Origin of the sequence: Gluconobacter thailandicus F149-1 = NBRC 100600 (assembly GCF_000964465.1) — a bacterium.
In the GTDB taxonomy this organism is placed as follows: Bacteria; Pseudomonadota; Alphaproteobacteria; order Acetobacterales; family Acetobacteraceae; genus Gluconobacter; species Gluconobacter thailandicus.
In genome coordinates this window covers 107862-128401 of the sequence record NZ_BANH01000005.1, presented here as the reverse complement: position 1 = coordinate 128401, position 20540 = coordinate 107862, and the positions used below count along the sequence as shown (strand labels likewise).

The window sequence follows — 20540 nt, the reverse complement described above, 5'->3', positions numbered from 1 at the left end:
TCCCTGTGAGCGATCAGTGATTGCCAGCGGCATCGGGGGCAGACGGGTCATTGCTATGCTTGGCAGCGTCGGTGCTCTGCTGACCATTGCGATGACGATGATGGGTTTCGGCTGTCTGTGCTTCTGCTTCGGCGGTCGGGTTTGGCGAGGTATCCGGGATCGAAACCTTCTGGCCGGGGCGCAGATGACTGACGCCATCGGTCACGACACGGTCTCCAGCTTTCACGCCCGACAGGATGACCGCATTGCTGTCATCGGTCTCACCAACTTTAACCGGCACATCCTTCACGGTCATGTCGGGCTGAACAACGTACAGGAACTGTCCGTCCGGACCGGTCTGAAGCGCATTGCCAGGAATGATGAGGGCATTGTGGAGCGTGTTAACGAGCAGGTGAGCGTTAACAAATTCGTTCGGGAACAGACGCTCGTCTTCGTTGGCGAAGATACCGCGCATACGCACAGTGCCCGTCGAGGTGTCGATCTGGCTGTCCAGCGCCTTCACAGTGCCATCGGCGATTTTCTGGGTATTGTCGCTGTTCCAGGCCTCAACCGGCAGTTCACCGACTTCGCGCAGGCGATCAGCAACCGGGCCGATCTGGTTCTGCGGAACGGTGAAGATAACGGAAATCGGTTCCATCTGCGTCAGGATTGTCAGACCGCCGGACTGGCCGGCAGAGACATAGTTCCCTTTATCGAGTACGCGGATACCTACGCGGCCATCAACAGGTGCGATGATGTGGCAGTACATCACGTTCAGTTCGGCGTTACGGACGTTTGCTTCGTCGAACTTCACGGTGCCTTCAAGCTGCTGGACCGTAAATTCCTGATCCCGGGCCGTCATCGCAGATGTGGAATTCTGTCGGATCAGGGTCTGGTAACGGGCATTGTCAACGCGGGCTTTTTCAAGCTGCGCGCGGTCCGCGGCCAGGGTTCCCTTGTATTGTGCCAGGGCCGCTTCATAGGGGCGCGGATCGATCAGCTCCAGTTCGTCACCTTTCTTCACGTGCTGACCTTCCTGGTAATACACGTCAAGAATGTGTCCGCTCACACGGGGGGTGATGGTCACGTTGGTGACGGGAACGACCGTCCCAAGAAGTTGCAGGACGACAGGCATGTCCCCGGTGTGAACTGTTGCGACAGCAACAGGCTGGACGTCGCTTGCCTGACCCTTGTGCCCATTGCCGGCATTCTTTCCGTGCGGACGCAGGACCGCAAAGAGAATGAGCAGGAGAACGAGAACGATGATCCCCCAAAGGAGCCAGCGCCGACGGGGGCGTCGGGTGGGTTGGAGGGGCTGAGCGTTGCTGCTTTGGTGGCGGTCGCTGGAGCCGGCCGTCTGCTCGTCCATAATCGTTCTGTCTTTCCCGTACGCTTGGATCCGGGTGTGCTGGAGAAGGACACCCCTTTGTCAGTAGTTCCTCTATAGTGCAGGCGGCGCAACCCTGCCATGACAAGACCTTAAATCCTGTTCAGGTTTAGAAACGAATTTGAAACCACTCGCTCTAAAGAGTTGCTTTTTCAGGATATTGCTCTCTTGCTCCATTTCACGATCGCACCATATTCTTGAGGCAACCCTATGGTCCGTAGCCCGTTAACAGCGAGAACGGATCATATCCGGAGACAGGAGATACATATGGCTGACACGACGACAACCAAGGCTGAAGGCCTCCTCGACGAAGCCAAGGGTAAGGTCAAGGATGGTATCGGCGGTCTCACCGGCGATACGGCAACGCAGGCTGAAGGCAAGTTCGATCAGCTTTCCGGCATGGCTCAGCAGGAATTTGCTGATCTCTATGACGAAGGTGAGACGAAGCTTGAAGCTGCAACGGCATTCGTGCAGGATCGCCCACTGATTTCCGTGGTCATTGCTACCGTTGTTGGCATCATTGTCGGTGGTCTGCTGTTCGGTCGCAAGAGCAGCTGATTTCACGCACGGGTTACTTCGTGTGCTAGAAGCCTCCCGGAGTAATCCGGGAGGCTTTTTTTATGGAATGGTTTTACGAGAACAACGGGCAACAGTCTGGCCCCGTTTCCCGTGAAGAAATTCTGCGTCTGATCATGCAGCAGCGGATCCGTCCCGAGACGCTTGTCTGGAACCCCTCATTCGGTGAGAACTGGCGTCCGGCTTCTGCTGCGGGGCTGGTTTCACCTCTGACGGGTATTCTGAGGCCCAGTGCAGAGGTGTCGGAACACTGGGCGTGGGTGCTTCTTGTCGGTCCGTGGATCATGGGACGGCTGACGCTGTATATCATGGACTGGCGGCATGTTCCTGAGGCGGCTCGCATGAGCACTAACGGAATTGTCGGACTTCTGGTGCTTGGCCTGTTTTTTACGGCATTTACCCTGGACCGAAATGCTATTCGAGAAGCTGGCAACAATCCGCCCGGCTTCTGGTGGTGGCTGTTTCTGCCGGGGTACTTCTGGCGTCGCCGTCAGGTTGTGGGGAAAGGAACGTCCCTTCTGGTGGTCAGTCTTGTTCTGCTTGCTTTCAACATAGGCGACACGATCGCCCGTTTTCCTGAAATTCGGGAGCAGGCCAGACATGCCCATCATTCAACGGGCACTGTTCAGTCAGCGGCCCCGACGGATGGAGATAGCGAGCAGGAGAACCTGTAAAGAAGGCAGAAAGAGTCTTTCGGAACACACTTGACAGCTTATTCTGAAAAATAACCCATTTTTGGGCTTCCCTTTCGAGTCGCCATGATTCAAAACCGATTCGGTAGTCAGTTTATTGACCGGATCGGTCGGGGAGAAGTTCAGGAATGCCAGATTACGCCCTTGAAGCCGCCCATGGAGGGCTGGTCGTCGGGATCGACGAAGTAGGGCGTGGTCCTCTGGCTGGGCCTGTAGTTGCCGCCGCCGTCGCATTTACGTCTGAGCCTGATAAGAAGCTTTCGGCTTTGCTGGATGATTCCAAGAAACTGACGGCGAAGCGGCGCATGGTTGCCTATGACCTGCTGATGCAGGCGCCGGATATTCTGACGGGTATCGGTGCTGCATCGGTGACCGAAATCGAAAAAATCAATATTGCCCAGGCCTGCCATCTTGCGATGCGCCGGGCCCTGAACCGCCTTGGCCGTATGCCTGATCTGGCTTTGGTCGATGGCAAGCATGCTCCGAAGCTGCCGTGTCCCATTCAGATGGTGATCGGCGGAGATGGCATCAGCCTCTCCATCGCGGCAGCATCCATTATCGCAAAAATTACACGTGACCGCCTGATGGCCCGTCTTGCCGTACGGCATAATGCCTATGGGTGGGAGCGTAATGCCGGCTATGGCACCGCCGTTCATATGAGCGGTCTGAAAATTCGGGGCGTTACACCCCATCACAGGCGCGGATTTGCGCCGATCCGAAACATGATTGAAGCAAAGGCGCACGCAGCATGACCGGCGAACTTCCCGTGGACCAGATCCTGCGTGGCGAATGTGTGGAAACGATGAAGACCCTGCCGGATGGCAGCGTGGACTGCATCTTCGCCGATCCGCCATATAATCTTCAGCTTCGTGGCGAGCTCCGTCGTCCGGATGAGACGGTTGTCGATGGCGTTGACGATGCCTGGGACAAGTTTGACGACTATTCCGCATACGACAAATTTACGCGGGAATGGCTGTCCGAAGCGCATCGCATTCTGGACAAGGACGGCACGATCTGGGTGATCGGCTCCTATCACAATGTGTTCCGTCTGGGCGCGATCCTTCAGGATCTTGGCTTCTGGATCCTGAACGACATTATCTGGCGCAAGTCTAACCCGATGCCGAACTTCCGTGGGCGTCGGTTTACGAATGCTCATGAGACCATGATCTGGGCGGCAAAAAGCCCGCAGAGCCGGTATCGCTTTAACTATCAGGCCATGAAGGCCCTGAACGATGATCTTCAGATGCGGTCTGACTGGTATCTCCCGCTTTGCACAGGCAATGAGCGCCTGAAGAATGAGCACGGCCTGAAGCTGCATCCGACCCAGAAGCCGGAAAGCCTGCTCCATCGTGTACTGGTGGCGTCCACGAATGTGGAAGATGTCGTGCTCGATCCGTTCTGCGGAAGTGGCACAACGCCAGCCGTTGCGAAGCGTCTGGGGCGTCATTATGTCGGCATCGAGCGTCATCCGGATTATGTAAAAGCTGCACAGGAACGCGTGGCGCGGGAAGAGCGCCTGACGTCCGAGCAGATTGCTGTGACGCCTGCCAAGCGTGAAATGCCACGTATTCCGTTTGGCAGTTTCGTTGAAACAGGTGTTCTGCCAGCCGGGACTGCTCTTTATGATCGTCAGAAACGCCTGAAGGCGACAGTTACGCCTGACGGAACACTCGTGTCTGGCAATCAGCGTGGATCCATTCACAAGCTGGGTGCAATGTTGACGAATGCGCCGTCTTGCAATGGATGGACGTTCTGGTTCTTCGAGCGTGATGGGCAGATGGTGCCGATTGATATCCTGCGTCAGGAAAGCGTAGCTCTCCGAAACGTAGGCTAATTTTTTCCAGATGCCATTTGCTGCTTCAAAAGCTGCAAGGCGGATTGCGCGGCATCCTGCAATCGTTGGGTGGAGATGCCGTCGCGGGCCTGTACAGACAGGCCATGCAGGAATGTTGCAAAGAAATCTCCAAGTGCCTCTGGATCACAGTCTGCACCAAGTTCTCCTTCTTGCTGAGCGCGCCTGAGCCGCTCGATCAATGAGGCTGTCCGAGCCTTACGATGTTGGGTAAGCCATTCGGATATGGAGCTGTTTGCGGCCGAGCAATTGGTTGCAGATGCAACAACCATACATCCTTTGGGTCCGTCAGGCTGCGTATAGAGTGTGATAGCCTGCTGCAATATGCGTTCCATGGCAGCGAAAATAGAGCGTTCTTCTTCTAGGGCATGCGTGGCAAAAGAGCCTTCATGGGCTTCGTAATCCAGGATAGCCTCCCGGAAGAGGTCTTCCTTTGATCCGAAAGCTGCATAGATTCTGGCTGATGCCAGGCCCAGCATAGTCACCAGCTCTGACATGCTGGTGCTTTCAAATCCCTGTCTCCAAAAAAGATCTCTGGCCTTTTTCAAGGCATTCATACGGTCGAATTCTCGGGGTCTGCCAGCCATCGCGCTCACCATTCTTTGTCGATTGGTAAATATTGAGCTTGACCTCCCACATCAAGCTTCTAATTCTTTGTCTATCAACAAATAATAGGATAGGCGTGATGCATGGATGGCTTTTTCCCCTCTCTCTGAGGAGGAACTTGCAACGTTATGGCGTGGCACTTGTGATGATTTCTGCAAGTGTCTTTGGAAAGACAGGGTATGCTCAGTCTTTGCCTGCGGGCTTTCATGAAGAGGTGAGGACGGTCAATGGTCTCAAACTTCATTATGTTGAAGGTGGGGAAGGGGCGCCGGTGCTTCTCATTCCGGGGTGGCTACAGACCTGGTACGCATGGCGTACAATCATGCCGGTTCTGGCACAGAACGGGCATCGGGTGATTGCCGTTGATCCGCCCGGGATGGGGTCTTCAGATCGTCCATGGGATGGCTACGATACGGGCACTGTCGGGACAGAACTTGATGGCCTGATGCAGCAGATCAGCCCCGGACCCTATACCGTTATGGGGCATGATATCGGGATGTGGATCGGGTATGCGATGGCCGCCGATCATCCCAGGAGTGTGTCTCATCTGGTACTGGTTGAAGCGATTATTCCAGGCCTGCTGAAGAAAGAGCCGGAAGTTTTCATGCCGCAGGCTCAAAGTGCATTTTTCTGGCAGTTTATGTTCAACCAGCAGCCTGATTTACCTGAAATGCTGATCAAAGACCGTGAGCGGCCGTTCATGGCTTATCTTTTCAAGCACTGGGCTGTGCATCCTGAGCGGATCGCTCTGGATGTCTATGCCGAGACCTATCGCACGACGGACAGTATCAGCGCGCAAATGGCGTATTATCGCGCCTTTCCGCAGACGATCTCCGAAAACCAAAGCCGGACTCAACACAGACTGATGATGCCAGTTCTGGTGTTGGGTGGCGATCATGGGGTTGCAGATTTCCCACGGGAAATGCTGGCTCCAGTGGTGCGCCATCTGAGTGCGGGTATCTTGAAAGACTGTGGGCACTTTGCCCCGGAAGAGTGCCCCGAAGATATTGAGCGTCAGGTCATTCCGTTTCTTCGGAACTGATGGCGTATCGGTCGGATGAATAAAAAAAGCCGAAAAGGAGTTTTCTCCTTTCGGCTTTTTTCTGTCTCTGAAGGGGAAGTGTTTAGCGCCCGGCGAAGCCAAGGAAACCGGAAGCCGGATCAGTGCTGGTGCCCTTCTCATCGAAACGGGGGGCAACATTTTTGCGGCTCGTGGTGGACGCGCTTCCGCCGATTGTCAGGTGGCCGCTGCCGCCCTTCATCTGGACGCCACTATCCTGAACGCTTGTTTCAAGGCGACCGTCCGGATTGTAGGTACGCATTGAGAGCAGCAGGAACATGATGTCGTTGCGGTTCAGATCGATTGCCATGTCGAGGGGTGTTTGATCGAGAATGTTGTGCGCATTCATGTCCGCGCCGCGATTCAAAGCTTCCTTGGCTGCGTTCAGCGAGCCGCGGTTGATGGCATCAAAGAGAGCCGTCGTGGGGTTCGTATCTGTACGGGCATGTCCGGCGTCATCGTCAGAAGCGTCTGCGCCGGGCAGGGCTGAAGGAGGGGCCGCACGTTTGGCGGCCTTGCGGGCTTCAGCTTTTTTGGCAGATTCCTCAGCTTCCTGTTCGGCCTCTGCATCATCGGCATCCTGCGCATGGGCAGAGTGCCAGGGCACGAAAATTGTCGGTGTGGCTGCCAGTGCGGCAATCAGCAGAAGACGGGGAAGGGTCAGAGGCAGTCGCATAGGGTCAATATACTGCGATCTGAGCTCCTGTGCGAGTCTCCAGAATCGTCGTCCCCAACTTGTCACATGTCGCAACATCAGCGTCCTTCCCGCCACCAGCCGAGCCCCAGGAATGTCAGGGCCATCACAAGGGCCAGCCAGCCGGGGATAAGGTCCTGTGTCCGTGTTTCTCCGGCGACAGCAGCCTCGCTGACAGGAAGGCCAATCCAGCCGGACCCCGAAAGTTCCTGTCCAGCCTGAACCTGTCGAAGATGCGGGATTGAAAGCCCAGCCCAGTTCTGGCTGCCCCCAGAGGCGTTGGCGGTGGCTCCCATGATTGTCGCTGTGGCGCGGAGATCCTGCCGTTCCAGAGCATCCTGAGATACGGGACTTGCGAAGGCGACTAGGCCGTCCTGCCGGATAGTCCAGATTCCGCTTCCACTGACGGGAAGGGTGCCAGTCCAAAGGCCTTTTCCTCCTATCATGGAGAGCGGGTGGGTCCGGCCGTCAGGGAATGTCACCATGGCCTGAGGCGTGATGGTTGCCTGGCCAAGGGCGTGACGTTCTACAAGGAGCTGTCCGTTTTCGATGCGCGCCGTGAGGCGGTTCTCCTCAAGGTCTGGCTCTTTCATCAGCCAGTGGGACAGGCGGCGAAGCAGTTCAGCCTGTGGCCCACCACCGCCTTCGTCGCGAGACCAGAGCCACAGCTGGTCAGACAGGAGCATGGCGACACGGCCTTGTTCCACACGATCTAGCAGAAGAAGTGGGGAGCCGTCAGGGCCGCTCATCAGGTTTTGCCCATGGGACTGATCGACTTTGGCCGAGCGGTACCAAGGGCCCCAGTCGCTGCTGTTTCCAAGACCCGCAGTGACAGGATGCGCTTTGCCGAGATCAGTCAGGCCAGGCCGGAAGGGCTGGGTGACGATCCCGTCTGTTGGTACATGAGCCGGGAAAACCTGTGCCAGTGTCGTGTCCTGCAGGGAGCCGTCCTGCACGAATTCTGGTCCGGCCGTGACAAGCAGTCCGCCACCCCGGCGCACGTAATCCGCAATGTTGGTGAGGTATTCTTCGGGCAGGATGTTGCTGTTCCGGAATCCATCCAGAATGATGAGATCAAAGCTGCGGATCTTCTCCTGAAACAGCTCCCGGATCGGGAACGGAATCAGCGCGAGGTCGGAAAGCGGTGTGCCATCATCCGTGTTGGGAGAACGCAGGATGGTGAAGTGGACCAGATCAACAGAAGGATCTGCCTTCAGCAGGCGACGCCAGACACGTTCACTCTGATTGGGAACGCCCGAAACCAGCAGGACGCGAAGCCTGTCCCGAACGCCACGGATACGGATGACGTCAGAGTTGTTGAGTGTTGAAGCTTCACCGGGAAGGGGGGAAACGGACAGGCCAACCAGTGTTTCCCCGGGGTGCTGAACCGGGACGGTAATGTCCTGCGGCTGGCCGGTCTGGATCGTACGTGTTGCGGGTGGGGCATCACCCGCGCGTACAGTCAGCGTTGCCGCTTTTGCGCCGGGCGATCCGAGATCGTCTATCTGAAGGCGAATGGTCGCGTTCTGTCCTACGATGGCATAGGGCGGCGTGCTGAGGATGCGCAGCCTGCGGTCTGTTTCTTCTCCCTTGGCCGTTACAAGGAGATGCATCGGGAGCGTCTGCTCATTCGGACCGTGGAAACGCGCAGGTAAATGCGTGGGAACGTCATGGTCCATGCCGTCTGTGACGACAATGGCGCCAGCAAAGCGACCCTGCGGCAGGTCGGCATGGTCCATCGCATCGAACAGGCGTGTTCCGTGACCGTTGCCTCCCGGAACATCGACCCGGTGCAGGGTCAGGCCAGGGAGATGGGCCGCATCCTGCATGATCTGGCTGGCTGTCTGATCAGCCAGTGCAGTTCTTTGACCAACCTGCATGGACGGAGAGCGGTCCACGATCAGAAGGGCATCCTGTGGAACTGGTTTGAAAACCGGATGAAGTGACCGTGGTCCAGCCATCCAGCCCAGAAGCACCAGAACAGCGAGGGCGCGCCAGATCATCCCGCGCGCGCCGCGAATGAAGCCGTACACTGCGCCTGCTGTAATGACGACAGCGATCGTGATGAGCAGCCAGAGTGGTAGGAGAGGGGCGAGATCGAACGTCATGGTGCGTCCTCCTCGTCTTCGTCTGTGCTGCCAGTATTGGTCTGACCGTCTGGATTGTCCTGCCCCAGCCGGCGCAGCATTTCAGGGTAATGCGCCTGATCGCTCTTGTAGTTTCCGGTCAGGGCGTAAAGCACCATGTTGACCCCGAAGCGATAGGCCTGTGTGCGCTGGTCATCTCCGCCGGGCAGGACTGAATAAGGATGATTGCCGGAGGCATCGACCGCCCAGGCATGCGCCCAGTCTCCATTGCCGATAATGACCGGACTGACGTCATCATTCGCCTCGTCGCCGTTGCGGGCGACATAAACGGGCTGGCCATTGATCCGGCCGGGAAAACCGCTGTGGAGAAGATAGAAGGTGTGTCCCAGAACGTGTTTGTCCGTCAGTCTGGCAAGGGGAGGAATGATCAGGCCGTCAGTGACGCGCTTTAGTGCTGCCCGGACAGCGCCCCCTGACCCGGCATCCATGTCTGTGCCTGCGCCCTGCTGATCGATCAGCAGGATGCCGCCGTGATCCATGAAGGCATTCAGAGCCTTGGTCCGATCGGCATCTGGTTGTGCATCCGCGGTAATGGGCCAGTAGAGCAGTGGATAGAACGCAAGATCGTCCTTGCCGGGTGTAACGCCATCGGGGTGGCCCAGAGCTGCCGAACTGCGCGCACTGGTATAATCGGACAGACCTTGAAGACCTTCCTTTGAGGCTTCATCCACCTCATCGTGGCCGGTCAGAACATAGGCGAGGCGTGTCTCAAGTGCCGCTTGTGGAGCAGAGGCCGGAAGTGCTGGAGGGTGGCTGGTGGCTGGTTGAGCCTGTGCCTGCGGCATAGCGATCAGAACAAGCAATGCGGCTACTGGGCCAAGTAGTCCACGGCGTCGGAGTGACAGGACAAAATCTACCAGCAGCACCAGAAGTCCGGCTGCGAGAAGCCACGGTCCGATCGGGCGATCCGGGTGTGCGCCATCCGGAGTGATACGGGTGCCAAGCAGTGGTTCTTCCTTCAGAGGGGGAGCGTGATCGGAAACATTGAGTGCGCGAGTGCCGTGCGCTGGGCCGTAAAGGCCTGCAGGATGTGTCACGCTAACGTTCGTCTTGGAAAGATCAGCAGCTCGAATGGAGCGTGCTGCCTGGGGAGGCATGACGAGGCCTCCATCGCTGTCGAGCATGCGCCATGGAGCAAGATCTGTTGGTCCGCTTCCGGCCACACCGGCAGAACGTTCGATCAGCCGTTCCAGCATCTGTGGGAACAGTCCGGAAATGGGCAGGTTGGACCAGTCGGGAGACGCCGTGACGTGGAACAGGACGATCTCTCCATTTCCTTCCGTCCGGGCGGTGACCAGAGGGGTTCCGTCTGCCAACGCTGCCCAGACATGATCCTGAAGGCCGGTCTCGGGCTTTGCGAGAACCTGCCGGGAGACCGTCACATCAGGAGGAATGCTCAGATCAGCAAAGGGCGAAGAGACAGGAAAGGGCTCCAGTGTCTGTGGTTTGCCCCAGGACATGGGGCCTCCCAACTGGCGCATTCCGTTCATCAGGGCTACAGGCAGAAGCGCATCCTGCGTTTCTGCTGAGGCGTCGTCCTGCTGTGGAGATTGTTCTGCGGCAAGGCCGGGACCAGCAAAGCGGATGAGCATTCCGCCGTGTCGTACCCATTCCAGAACACGCTTGCGGGTTTGATCTCCAGAAAGTGCGCCATCCGTTGCGACCAGAACGGAAAGAGACGACCCGAGCAGTGCATTCGCATCGCCGTTGCGACGCTCTGACAGTGTGTCGAGGGCATGGTTCAGGAAAAATGCCGAGCCGATGAGAGGCGTTGTATCGCCCGGTGTCTGCAACAGGCCAACCGGACGGCGATGACCGGCGTCGCCGAGCAGAACGGTGGTGGCTGGTCCTGCCATGCCTTCCAGCGTGAAGTGATCGAGTTGGTTCCGAAGCAGGGCCGGAAGCGTGAGGATTTTGTCTTCACCAATCTGTGCTGGAAAGGCGGCAAGCGTGCCGCCATTGGCTGCCACTGCTCGAATCGTGACGGCTCGGGAAGGACAGTTCAGCGCTTCAACTTTTGCGTGAAGTGCGCCGTCCGGACCGGGGCCTGCTGCCAGACGCAGGATATCGCAGGGGTTCCAGCGCATATCCTGTCTGGAGCGCGATTTCCCTAATGCTGTCTGAAGGGTTGCGTCGTCGGGTGATGAGAGGCCGTCAGAGAGAACAACGACATGCTTTTCGGAGAGGTCAATCCGCTGAAGTACGCCTGCAAGCCCGGAGCGATCAACCGGCCAGGGGCGTGCGTGCAGATGTTCCAGATGTTCTGACAGGGCGTGCCCATCCTGCGTTGTGAATGGCTCAGGCATCGCGCCGTCGGAAGACCGGGCGGCATGAACGACCGTAACAGGATTGCCATTGCGAAGGGCAGTCTGTCCCAGAGACAATGCCGCGGCGACACGCTCATTCCAGTGTGGGATAGACGTCCAGCCGTCGTCGAGAACGATCAGAAGCGGCCCATTTGTCGTGTCATTCGTGTGTGGAACGAGGACCGGCCTGGAGAGTCCGAAAATAACGAGAGCAACAGCTGCGATACGCAGGATCAGCAGCCACAACGGTGAGCGCGCGGCATCTTCGCGCCGGGCTGTCAGTCGCTTCAGTAAGAGCAAGGACGGAAAGGACTTTTCCTGCGGGGCAGGCGGCGTTGCACGGACCAGCCACCACAGGGCAGGCAGGGCCAGAAGCCCCAGAAGGAGCAATGGGGATAGGAGAATCATCGTCCGCCTCCCATGGCAAGATGAAGGGCCAGCAAGGCGGGAAGAGGATCCTGTGACGTATCATGCATCACGCAGTCAACGTGCAGATGCGTGGCGCTTTTTCTTAATGCGTCCAGATGGGCTGACATGGCCTGTTCATAGGCAGCGCCCAGACTTTCAACAGCGGGAAGAGTCAGTACGCCGCCTTCGAGGCCAGAGAAGCGGATGCGCCCTGTCTGGTTAAGAGTGCGTTCTCCGGGATCAAGAATGCACAGCAGATGCGTACGGACGGGGCGGTTGGCACATTGCTTGAGCAATGCTTCGATCCGTTCCTCTTCCCAGAGAAAATCACTGATGAGAACAAGATCCGTCTGCGGGGGGAGGCCAGCCAGAGGCGGAAGATCCGGTTCGGTTGGTGAAGAGTGGAGAAGGGCTTCACCCAGGCGCCCGAGAATTTGACGGCCTGCGAAAGCCCGACCGGCTTCTGGGCCAGTCAGCAGCCCTGCTCTTTCTCCTCCCCGGAGCGCAGCCCCCGCCAACGCCAGCGTACAAAGCTGGGCACGTTCGCGCTTGGTGGGCAGCGTGGCGGCGGAGCGCCAGTCCATGGAGGGAGAGGGATCGCACCAGATCAGCAGGGACTGCGCGTTTTCCCGCTCCCGTTCCCGGACCCAGAAGGTGTTTTCGATCGGGGATCGTGCGGACTGCCGCCAGTCGATGGACGTTGCGGGCTCACCAGCATGATACGGACGGAACTGCCAGAAATCTTCGCCGCTACCAGCACGTCTGCGCCCATGCGTGCCAACCTGGAGGCTGGCAGCAATTTTTTCGGCATGCAGCAGAAGCGCCGGCAGGGCGAGACGCTCTGCCGGGGCTGTCATGGAATCTGGGGAGGTCCTGTTTCGGCGGGAAAACAGGCCCCGGAGTTTTTCGGTTGGGCTTTTCACGTTGCTCAGAGGATCGTCTGGGCCTGTTTGCGGATCAGGGCTTCAACGGTCACCCCGGAGGCACGAGCGCCAAAACCAAGTCCGATACGATGGGACAGGACAGGTTCAGCAAGTGCCACGACGTCATCGAGACTTGGTGCCAGACGGCCGTTCAGAAGGGCGCGGGCACGGGTAGCGATCATGAGGGCCTGGGCCGCACGTGGTCCCGGCCCGAAGGAAACGGCTTCACGTACTTCTGCGGGCGCAGAGGAATCTTCCGGACGCAAGGCACGTGTCAGGGTTAGAATGGTGTCGACGATCTTGTCGCCGACCGGCAGGCGACGAACCAGCTTCTGGGCTGCCAGAAGGGCAGTTGCATTCATTAAAGCCGGAGCCTGCGCTGTTGTGGCGCCTGTCGTTTGCAGAAGCATCTGGCGTTCCGCATCCCGGTTCGGGAAATCCAGCGGAATGCGGAGCATGAAACGGTCGAGCTGGGCTTCCGGCAGCGGATAGGTGCCTTCCTGCTCAATCGGGTTCTGGGTCGCAAGAACGTGGAAAGGTGATGGCAGGATGTAGTCCTTGCCCCCCTGCGTCACGCGATGCTCCGCCATGGCCTGGAGGAGGGCAGACTGGGTGCGTGGGCTGGCACGGTTGATTTCATCGGCCAGAACAAGTTGTCCGAAGATCGGGCCGGGCAGGAATCGGAAAGCGCGCTGTCCGCTGACGTCCTGATCCAGAATTTCCGCACCGGTAATGTCGGATGGCATGAGATCTGGTGTGAACTGGATGCGGGTCGCGTCCAGGCCCAGTACGCGGGACGCCGTATTGACGAGAAGTGTCTTGCCAAGACCTGGCGCGCCCATCAGAAGCGCGTGACCGCCAGAAAGGATCGTGACGAGCACCTGCTCGATCACACGGTCCTGTCCCAGCACAATTCCGCCAATAGCCTGATGGACATCGCGGAGAACAGGGGCCAGACGGTCGGCCTCGGCCACATCTGCTTCGCCGCGGAGGGTTCCGGCGGAGGCGCCGGTAGAATAATGCTGCTCGCTCATATCACCAGTCTGACAGGTGTGGGGGTTTCATCAAGGCTCGATTGCACCCAACTTGGTGTGAGAAGAGAAGTTTTCATTTTAACCGGAGGGAAAATTGAGCGCGCATGATTGTCGGGATGCCTCCCGATCCGACGTTTTCCCCGCACCAGGGGCATCCGAAACCATTACCGCGACGGCATCTGGTACCGGGGTGCGCCAGCTTCCTTTCCTGATCCGCCGGGATGGAACCTGGCTGTATCGCGGCTCTCCGGTGACCCGAAAAGCGATGCTTTGCATGTTTTCGTCCATGCTGACGCGGGATGCGGAAGGCACGTACTGGTTGAAAACGCCCATGGAAAGCGGCGTCATTCAGGTGGAGGATGTTCCCTACATCGCAGTCGAGCTCGATTTCCGGGGAAGCTGTGGCCGACATCAGACGCTCTGCTTCCGGACGAATATGGATGAACTCGTCTGTGTCGGGCCGGACCATCCGATCTCCTGCGACTGGGATCGGCCCATCGATGAATGTGGCTCCATTCCTTATGTACACCTGAGAAACGGTGAAGGTGATTTCCCGGTCCGGGCGCGAATCAGCCGCTCCGTCCATTTCGAACTCGCGGCTCTGGCTGTTCCTGGTCATGTGGAGGGCAAACCCTGCCTGGGTGTCTGGAGTCAGGACTGTTTCTTTCCGCTTTCCCGTCAACCATGACGCGTCCTTCCGGACTTCTAGCCCGCCTGAATGACCGAAGCGGTCTGGATGAGCTGTGGCGTCTGCTGCCAGAGGCGCGTCTGGTCGGTGGGTCTGTGCGGGATCTTATGCGTGGTGTGCCTGTCCATGATCTGGATCTGGCAACGCCAGACTATCCAGAAGACGTGCAGAAGATTCTGCGTGCGGGTGGCGTAAAAGTCATTCCAACAGGATTGGCGCATGGAACCGTTACAGCGGTTATCCGCGGTACTCCGTACGAAATTACCACCCTCCGCCGTGATGAAGAGACAGACGGTCGCCATGCCGTTGTGGCCTGGACGGAGAACTGGGAAGAAGATGCCGCGCGCCGGGATTTCACCATCAATGCCATGTCGCTCGATCGCAACGATGTGCTTTATGATTACTTCCATGGCGTCGAGGACCTCGCGGCGCATCGTGTCCGTTTCGTTGGAGAGGCAGGGCGGCGGATCGAAGAAGATGCGCTGAGAGCACTTAGATTTTTCCGGTTTGATGCACGGTATGGAGATGGCGCGCCTGATGCGGAGGCCTGTCAGGCAATTTCGCAGCGGCTGACCCTGATTGATACGTTGTCAGCAGAGCGGGTGGCATCCGAGTTTCTTCGCATCCTGACCGGACCTCGGGTTGTTCAAACCGTCACTGCAATGAAAGACGTCGGCCTCCTTGCGCGCTTTCTGCCTGCGCCGAACGTGCTGTCCTTGCAGCGCCTTCTGGCATGTCAGGCACCTGCCGATGCCATTCTGAGACTTTTTGCGCTCTGTCATGCCGAGTGGGACGATCTGGCAGAGCGCCTGAAACTCTCGAATGCAGACCGCGACAGGCTGCGTCTGTTTGGTCAGAACGTGCCGGATCTTTTTCCCGACATGACAGATGATGACCTTCGCCGGGCACGATTTCAGCAGCCTCTTCCAGTTCTTCTGGAGAGAAGCTGGTTAAGGCAGGCGCATGTCCTCGGTGAGCCGGATCACGGGTGGACTGTCCTGAGGCAGCGTCTGGAGCGAGAGTCACAGCCCGTTTTTCCGCTGGGGGGAAACGATGCAAAGGATGCTGGGCTTGTGCCTGGGCCGGCTATGGGAAAATGGCTCAAAGCCGGGCAGGCCTGGTGGATGCAGCAGGGTTGTCTGCCGGATCGCGCGGCCTGTCTGGCTTATTTGTCGAGCGTTTCTGAAAAGACTGAAACCTAGGATCTGGTCTGTCTGGTTTCGCGGATCGGCAGAGGCCTGCTAAACCCCCTCGCATGAGCAGAAAGACAGCCCTTGATACTGATAGCCAGATTCTGATCCGCAGGATCTGGCGTGACGAAATGCGCCATCACGTTCGCCAGATCGTGACGGTGATTGTGCTGACCGTTCTGATGGCCAGCCTGACTGCGCTTTATCCAGTTGTCATCAAGCGTGCAGTGGACATGTTTGCTGCGCAGGACCCCCGGATTCTGTATCAGGTTCCAGCGCTGGTCGTGATTGTGACCACACTGAAAGCGGCCTCCCAGTATGGGCAGACGATTGCTGTGCAGGGGCTCGTTCTGACGGTTATCCGCGGGTTGCAGTCCCGCATGTTCAGACATTCCCTTCAAACTGATGTGTCGCGCATCGAGCGTGAGGCGCCCGCCCAGTGGGCTGCGCGGTTCACAACGGATGCCGTTTCCATTCGTGAGGCCATGGTGCGTGTTGTGAACGCACTGGGTGATGCGGTGACAGTTGTCGGGCTGGTGGCCGCCATGATCTGGGCGGACTGGGAACTGAGTCTTATTGCGCTGGTGCTGTACCCTGTGGCGGCTGTTCCGATCCAGAAGCTGGGCAAGAAAGTGCGTCGGGCGTCTGGCGGAATGCAGGAGCAGATCGGTGAGACGTCTGCCCTCCTGAACGAAAGTTTTGCGCTGGCACGGCAGGTTCGGATTTACCGGATGGAAGACCGTGAAAGCACTCGTGTTGATCAGTCTCTAGACCTGCTGCACACGGCTTTTCTGCGGATTGCCAAGGGGCGTGCGCGTGTTGATCCCGTTCTGGAAGTTCTGGGCGGAACGGCTGTCGCTGTCGTTCTGGGATTTGCGGGCTGGCGTGCTGCCATGGGCGGGGCCACCCTTGGAGACTTCACAGCCTTTATTACCGCTCTCCTGACAGCGGCCCGACCAATCCGCGCCCTTGGTTCTCTCAACACGGCGATGCAGGAAGGTCTTGCGGGACTGGCGCGCGTCTTTGCCGTCATTGATGAACCGCCGGCGGTTACTGACCGAAAGGATGCCGTGTCTCTGCCCGGCGGCAAGGGGCATCTTGTTTTTGAGCAGGCATCCTATCAGTACGAAGACGGTCGGGTGGGGCTGGCTGGTCTGACGCTGGACGTGCAACCTGGTCAGACTGTGGCTCTCGTCGGACCGAGCGGGGCAGGGAAATCGACGGCTTTGTCATTGATTCCGCGTCTGCATGACGTGTCGGGTGGGCGTATCCTGCTTGAGGGCGTGGATATCAGGGATGTGCATGTGTCTTCCCTGCGCGATGCGATCGCATATGTCAGTCAGGATACGACTCTGTTTGATCTCTCGCTGATTGAGAATATCTGGATCGGCCGGCCGGATGCGAGCCGAGACGAAGTTGAGGCGGCTTGTCGGATGGCGGCTGTCGATTTTACGGACAATCTTCCGCATGGTCTGGAAACACGCGTCGGACCAGGCGGCCGTCGTCTTTCGGGCGGTCAGAGACAGCGTGTGGCGTTGGCACGTGCCCTTCTGCGTGATCCTCGCATTCTGCTGCTCGACGAAGCGACAAGTGCGCTGGATTCAGAAAGCGAGTCTCGCGTGCAGGGTGCTCTCGCAACCCTGCGGACTGGACGCACCACTGTGATTGTGGCGCATCGTCTTTCGACGGTTCAGTCCGCAGATGTGATTGTCGTGATGGATGATGGACGGGCTGTAGAGGCAGGGTCTCACGCCGAGTTGCTGAAGAAAGACGGCCTTTATGCCCGGCTGGTTCGCAGCCAGTCGTTGGAAGCAGCCTGAAACAAAGCCTTCAGTTCTGGCAGGAGCTTTTCGTAGAGTTCCTGTTTGAAGCCCAGATTGCGCTGAAGCAGGTCCTCTGGTTCTATCCATTCCCAGAGATCGAACTCTGCGGGGGCATGCAGATCCAGACGGATGTCGCTGTCTGCTCCATCAAAACCGAGAACAAACCATTTCTGTGTCTGGCCTCGGAATTTCCCTCCGAGTGCCCGGCCGATTAATGCTGCTGGTAGATCGTAAGCCAGCCAGTCTGAGCGTTCGGCGAGAACTGTTGCACGCGTACAGCCTGTTTCTTCCTCAAGCTCACGCAGGGCGGCAGTCTGGGGATCTTCCCCCTCATCGATACCGCCTTGTGGGCACTGCCAGATGTCGCCTGGCAAATCCGCACGGCGAGCAACAAAGAGTTTTCCGTCTCTGTTAAAAAGGGCAACCCCAACATTGGGACGATAAGGGAGATTGGAAAAATCGATCATAGGGGAGCCGTCTGAATGTCTTTGGGCTGAGCCGAGGCCTGCTCGCCGGTTGCGCCTTTGTCTGCCAGTGTGGAAGGCGGAACGAGAATGAAGCGGTCTGCAGCAGGGCCGTTGAGCCAGGTTGCAAGACGATCGATTGCTACGGGCGTTAGCGGGCCAACCATCAACAGAATATGGGTCGGCTTCGGGCCTTCGGGAAGCAGTGTGGCAAGCTTGGCATCGAGCGTCGCGGCGTCTGTGTCACCATTGACCCATGCGGTCGCAGTCATGCCACGGATATGGCGGTCTTCCTGCGGTGACCCGCTGAGATAAAGCAGACCATGGCTGGCGATGATGTCTTCAATCGGATGAAAGCCCGGGGTGGTGGCATATCCGCCGCCGGGCTGGCTGTCGCCGGCCTCCGAAGCATCCGTCAGGCCTGTCGCACCTTGGGCGCGGGACAGGCACCAGTCCAGTTCGCGGCGATCCTCGGCTTCGGAATTGCCATTGCCCAAGGCGTGTGGGCCTTCATCGACGTTTTCTGGATGTGCACTCTGCATCGGCAGTGTGACAAAGATTTCTCGATGGGCTGCATGCGCGCGGGACAGGACATCCGGCAGATTGCCAATATAGGGCGAGACGCCGACCGCGACCGGGGCTGGAATGCGCGAGAGCACATCGTAGGTCATGGCGTCTGAATAGCCGAAGCCCTGCAAGACGATGGCGAGAGCCGTCTTGCCTGATGCCGTGATTGAATCCAGATCGACTGCAGGCGTCTGGGCAATCGGTGGAGGCATCTGTGGAGATTTGACTTCGGGCGTCAAAGGGACCGGTGCTGTGACAGGAAGAGATTTAGGGATCGGGGCACCCTGCGTCTGCTGTACGACTGTCACAGGCTGGTGCGTTGAATGATTGGTGGCCACCGTATCCGGATGAGCAACGGGGGCGGCAGGTTTGTTTTGTGCGGTCCGTACTGATGTAGACGGTGGCGTCTGATGCCGGAGCATCAGAGCCGCTGTCGTACCACCTGCAAGAACAAGAGCCCAGAACGCGACCAGAAGGCGTCCGATAACGGGAAGACGGCTCCAGAGCCCGGAAGAGCGGGGTGAAGCGGGACGGTTCTGCACGATCTGGACTGTCCTTCTGGTGGGGAGTGTTTAATGAGTTGGTGCGGGCGGTGCAGGCTTTTTGTCATACGGTGGAGCCTTGACCTCTGTTGCCTGTTCAACTGCCGGAGCAGGGTTGGAAATCCCAGCCATCGCATTCACGACCTTGATGGCCTGCTGAAGCTGGAAGTCCGTTGCGGGCTTCGTCAGATCGAACTTTGGCCAGTCCGCTGGGGGAGCCTTGGGGATGGATTTGGAAATCTCCGGAATATCCGTGCGCGGCGTTTCAGCCGTACGATTTCCACCCACATTCGTCAGGATATGGGACAGATCGGCTTCACGATAGCCGTAGCCATCATCATCTTTGGTTTCGGCAACAGCAATGTCAGGCGTAATGCCCAGCCCCTGAATGGAACGTCCGGATGGCGTATAGTAACGGGCCGTTGTCAGACGCACAGCGCCCTGATCGCCAATCGGGATCAGTGTCTGGACGGACCCCTTGCCGAACGTCTTTTCGCCCAGAATGACTGCGCGGCGATGATCCTTCAGGGCTCCGGCAACGATTTCGCTGGCTGAAGCCGAGCCGCCATTCGTCAGGACAACAATCGGAAGACCATTCGTGATGTCTGTTCCGCGGGCATCCCAGCGCTGGTTGTTTTCCGGATGACGGCCGCGGATGGAGACGATTTCGCCTTCCTTGATGAAATCGTCAGACACGGCGATAGCCTGATCCAGCTTGCCACCGGGGTTGGACCGCAGATCCAGGATAACGCCGGTCAGCTTGTGGGCCGGGCTCTTGGCTGCTTCTGCTTTCAGCTTGTCAAAAGCCGTGTGCATTGCACTTTCAAGATCGTCATCGAATTCGGTCAGGCGGATGTAAGCTGTGCTGCCATACAGGGCAGAGCGGACAATCTGGACGTGAACGATTTCGCGCTTCATGTCGAAAGTCAGCGTCTTGCCGGTCTTGGGGCGCACGACGGTCAGGCTGATGGATGTTCCCGGATCGCCGCGCATCTTGCGAACAGCCTGATCGAGCGTCAGACCATCAATGCTCTTGTGGTCAACCATCGTGATGAAATCACCAGTCTGGATGCCAGCGCGCGCAGCAGGTGTGCCGTCAATCGGCGAAACCACGCGGACATGGCCGGATTCTGCCTGCACCTGAAGGCCAAGACCACCGAACTTTCCGGAAATCTCGGTCTGCATGTCCTTGAACTGGGCGGCCGTCATGTAAGACGAATGCGGGTCAAGCTCGCCAACCATGCCATCCAGGGCATTGTTGATGAGGTCCTTGTCCGACACCGGATGCACGTATTCGGCCTTCACGACGTCCATGACCGTACCCAGGAGGGTCAGAAGACGAACGGTTTCCGCGCTATTGTCATGGGAGACGTCGCGGGCGATGGCGGCAGTAGGGAAAGTGCCAGCGGACCCGACGAGACGCAGTGCGCCCGGTCCGACAGCCAGTCCGGCCAGAAAGGCGGTGCCCAGCAACAGGCCAGTACGGAACTTCATGTGATCTCCATCCTCGGGAACGGGCGTGCTTCCGGCGTCTCTTGCTGTGCAGGACTAGCGCGAAACGGGTTGCCGAAATGTTAAGACGTGATCTTACAGTGTCCTGCC

At 58.3% G+C, this 20540-nt stretch carries 18 protein-coding genes; 8 read left to right on the top strand and 10 right to left on the bottom strand.

The window, feature by feature from the left end; genetic code table 11:
* Positions 1 to 13 precede the first annotated feature (13 nt).
* Positions 14 to 1348 carry an efflux RND transporter periplasmic adaptor subunit gene (locus B7444_RS01800; RefSeq protein ID WP_007282754.1) on the bottom strand — a complete coding sequence of 445 codons (1335 nt, stop codon included), beginning with the start codon at positions 1346 to 1348 and terminating at the stop codon, positions 14 to 16.
* Between the two features lie 285 nt (positions 1349 to 1633).
* Between B7444_RS01800 and B7444_RS01795 the strand changes: the two genes are divergently transcribed.
* From B7444_RS01795 to B7444_RS01780, 4 genes are all read left to right on the top strand, one after another.
* Entirely contained in the window at positions 1634 to 1924 is a 291-nt protein-coding gene (locus B7444_RS01795) for a CsbD family protein (RefSeq protein WP_007282756.1), read from the top strand.
* Between the two features lie 62 nt (positions 1925 to 1986).
* A complete protein-coding gene (locus tag B7444_RS01790; RefSeq protein WP_007282757.1) occupies positions 1987 to 2616 on the top strand; it encodes a DUF4339 domain-containing protein in 630 nt (209 codons plus the stop codon).
* A 146-nt stretch (positions 2617 to 2762) separates the two neighbouring features.
* Complete coding sequence (locus tag B7444_RS01785; protein WP_007282758.1) at positions 2763 to 3386, top strand: ribonuclease HII; 624 nt, start codon at positions 2763 to 2765, stop codon at positions 3384 to 3386.
* Positions 3383 to 4468, top strand: a complete 1086-nt coding sequence (locus tag B7444_RS01780) for a site-specific DNA-methyltransferase (protein ID WP_007282759.1) — start codon at positions 3383 to 3385, stop codon at positions 4466 to 4468. Before B7444_RS01785 ends, B7444_RS01780 begins: the two co-directional genes overlap by 4 nt.
* Here B7444_RS01780 and B7444_RS01775 read toward each other — a convergent pair.
* Positions 4465 to 5043, bottom strand: coding sequence for a TetR/AcrR family transcriptional regulator (locus B7444_RS01775; RefSeq protein WP_007282760.1), 579 nt, complete (start codon positions 5041 to 5043; stop codon positions 4465 to 4467). The genes B7444_RS01780 and B7444_RS01775 overlap by 4 nt on opposite strands.
* A 167-nt stretch (positions 5044 to 5210) precedes the next feature.
* Here B7444_RS01775 and B7444_RS01770 point away from each other — a divergent pair, with 167 nt between their 5' ends.
* Positions 5211 to 6134, top strand: coding sequence for an alpha/beta fold hydrolase (locus B7444_RS01770; RefSeq protein ID WP_231502769.1), 924 nt, complete (start codon positions 5211 to 5213; stop codon positions 6132 to 6134).
* Positions 6135 to 6216: 82 nt separating this feature from the next.
* Here the strand turns inward: B7444_RS01770 and B7444_RS01765 are convergent, their stop codons facing one another.
* The 5 genes from B7444_RS01765 to B7444_RS01745 form a co-directional block, all read right to left on the bottom strand.
* Complete coding sequence (locus B7444_RS01765) at positions 6217 to 6828, bottom strand: ankyrin repeat domain-containing protein (protein WP_007282762.1); 612 nt, start codon at positions 6826 to 6828, stop codon at positions 6217 to 6219.
* 77 nt (positions 6829 to 6905) lie between these two features.
* Positions 6906 to 8954, bottom strand: a complete 2049-nt coding sequence (locus B7444_RS01760) for a glutamine amidotransferase (protein ID WP_007282763.1) — start codon at positions 8952 to 8954, stop codon at positions 6906 to 6908.
* Complete coding sequence (locus tag B7444_RS01755) at positions 8951 to 11707, bottom strand: DUF4159 domain-containing protein (RefSeq protein ID WP_007282764.1); 2757 nt, start codon at positions 11705 to 11707, stop codon at positions 8951 to 8953. Before B7444_RS01755 ends, B7444_RS01760 begins: the two co-directional genes overlap by 4 nt.
* The gene (locus tag B7444_RS01750) at positions 11704 to 12630 is read right to left on the bottom strand and encodes a DUF58 domain-containing protein (RefSeq protein WP_035729156.1); all 927 of its coding nucleotides are present in this window, start codon (positions 12628 to 12630) and stop codon (positions 11704 to 11706) included. Before B7444_RS01750 ends, B7444_RS01755 begins: the two co-directional genes overlap by 4 nt.
* A 5-nt stretch (positions 12631 to 12635) precedes the next feature.
* A complete protein-coding gene (locus B7444_RS01745) occupies positions 12636 to 13664 on the bottom strand; it encodes an AAA family ATPase (RefSeq protein ID WP_007282766.1) in 1029 nt (342 codons plus the stop codon).
* 94 nt (positions 13665 to 13758) lie between these two features.
* Between B7444_RS01745 and B7444_RS01740 the strand changes: the two genes are divergently transcribed.
* The 3 genes from B7444_RS01740 to B7444_RS01730 are packed head-to-tail and all read left to right on the top strand — an operon-like array spanning position 13759 to position 17362.
* Positions 13759 to 14352 carry a DUF1285 domain-containing protein gene (locus B7444_RS01740; protein WP_016738089.1) on the top strand — a complete coding sequence of 198 codons (594 nt, stop codon included), beginning with the start codon at positions 13759 to 13761 and terminating at the stop codon, positions 14350 to 14352.
* Positions 14349 to 15554 carry a CCA tRNA nucleotidyltransferase gene (locus B7444_RS01735; protein ID WP_007282768.1) on the top strand — a complete coding sequence of 402 codons (1206 nt, stop codon included), beginning with the start codon at positions 14349 to 14351 and terminating at the stop codon, positions 15552 to 15554. Before B7444_RS01740 ends, B7444_RS01735 begins: the two co-directional genes overlap by 4 nt.
* A 53-nt stretch (positions 15555 to 15607) precedes the next feature.
* Positions 15608 to 17362, top strand: coding sequence for an ABC transporter ATP-binding protein (locus tag B7444_RS01730; protein WP_007282769.1), 1755 nt, complete (start codon positions 15608 to 15610; stop codon positions 17360 to 17362).
* Here B7444_RS01730 and B7444_RS01725 read toward each other — a convergent pair.
* The 3 genes from B7444_RS01725 to B7444_RS01715 are packed head-to-tail and all read right to left on the bottom strand — an operon-like array spanning position 17320 to position 20432.
* Entirely contained in the window at positions 17320 to 17832 is a 513-nt protein-coding gene (locus tag B7444_RS01725; protein ID WP_007282770.1) for an RNA pyrophosphohydrolase, read from the bottom strand. The two genes, B7444_RS01730 and B7444_RS01725, sit on opposite strands and share 43 nt — an antisense overlap.
* A complete protein-coding gene (locus tag B7444_RS01720; RefSeq protein ID WP_007282771.1) occupies positions 17829 to 18938 on the bottom strand; it encodes a divergent polysaccharide deacetylase family protein in 1110 nt (369 codons plus the stop codon). The genes B7444_RS01725 and B7444_RS01720 overlap by 4 nt, the downstream gene beginning before the upstream one ends.
* 30 nt (positions 18939 to 18968) lie before the next feature.
* A complete protein-coding gene (locus B7444_RS01715; protein WP_007282772.1) occupies positions 18969 to 20432 on the bottom strand; it encodes a S41 family peptidase in 1464 nt (487 codons plus the stop codon).
* Positions 20433 to 20540: the final 108 nt, after the last annotated feature.

Bases quoted from the DNA above. Each gene is read 5' to 3' on its own strand.
- B7444_RS01800 (WP_007282754.1), bottom strand. From the start codon at position 1,348: ATGGACGAGCAGACGGCCGGCTCCAGCGACCGCCACCAAAGCAGCAAC.
- B7444_RS01795 (WP_007282756.1), top strand. From the start codon at position 1,634: ATGGCTGACACGACGACAACCAAGGCTGAAGGCCTCCTCGACGAAGCC.
- B7444_RS01790 (WP_007282757.1), top strand. From the start codon at position 1,987: ATGGAATGGTTTTACGAGAACAACGGGCAACAGTCTGGCCCCGTTTCC.
- B7444_RS01785 (WP_007282758.1), top strand. From the start codon at position 2,763: ATGCCAGATTACGCCCTTGAAGCCGCCCATGGAGGGCTGGTCGTCGGG.
- B7444_RS01780 (WP_007282759.1), top strand. From the start codon at position 3,383: ATGACCGGCGAACTTCCCGTGGACCAGATCCTGCGTGGCGAATGTGTG.
- B7444_RS01775 (WP_007282760.1), bottom strand. From the start codon at position 5,043: ATGAATGCCTTGAAAAAGGCCAGAGATCTTTTTTGGAGACAGGGATTT.
- B7444_RS01765 (WP_007282762.1), bottom strand. From the start codon at position 6,828: ATGCGACTGCCTCTGACCCTTCCCCGTCTTCTGCTGATTGCCGCACTG.
- B7444_RS01760 (WP_007282763.1), bottom strand. From the start codon at position 8,954: ATGACGTTCGATCTCGCCCCTCTCCTACCACTCTGGCTGCTCATCACG.
- B7444_RS01755 (WP_007282764.1), bottom strand. From the start codon at position 11,707: ATGATTCTCCTATCCCCATTGCTCCTTCTGGGGCTTCTGGCCCTGCCT.
- B7444_RS01745 (WP_007282766.1), bottom strand. From the start codon at position 13,664: ATGAGCGAGCAGCATTATTCTACCGGCGCCTCCGCCGGAACCCTCCGC.
- B7444_RS01735 (WP_007282768.1), top strand. From the start codon at position 14,349: ATGACGCGTCCTTCCGGACTTCTAGCCCGCCTGAATGACCGAAGCGGT.
- B7444_RS01730 (WP_007282769.1), top strand. From the start codon at position 15,608: ATGAGCAGAAAGACAGCCCTTGATACTGATAGCCAGATTCTGATCCGC.
- B7444_RS01725 (WP_007282770.1), bottom strand. From the start codon at position 17,832: ATGATCGATTTTTCCAATCTCCCTTATCGTCCCAATGTTGGGGTTGCC.
- B7444_RS01715 (WP_007282772.1), bottom strand. From the start codon at position 20,432: ATGAAGTTCCGTACTGGCCTGTTGCTGGGCACCGCCTTTCTGGCCGGA.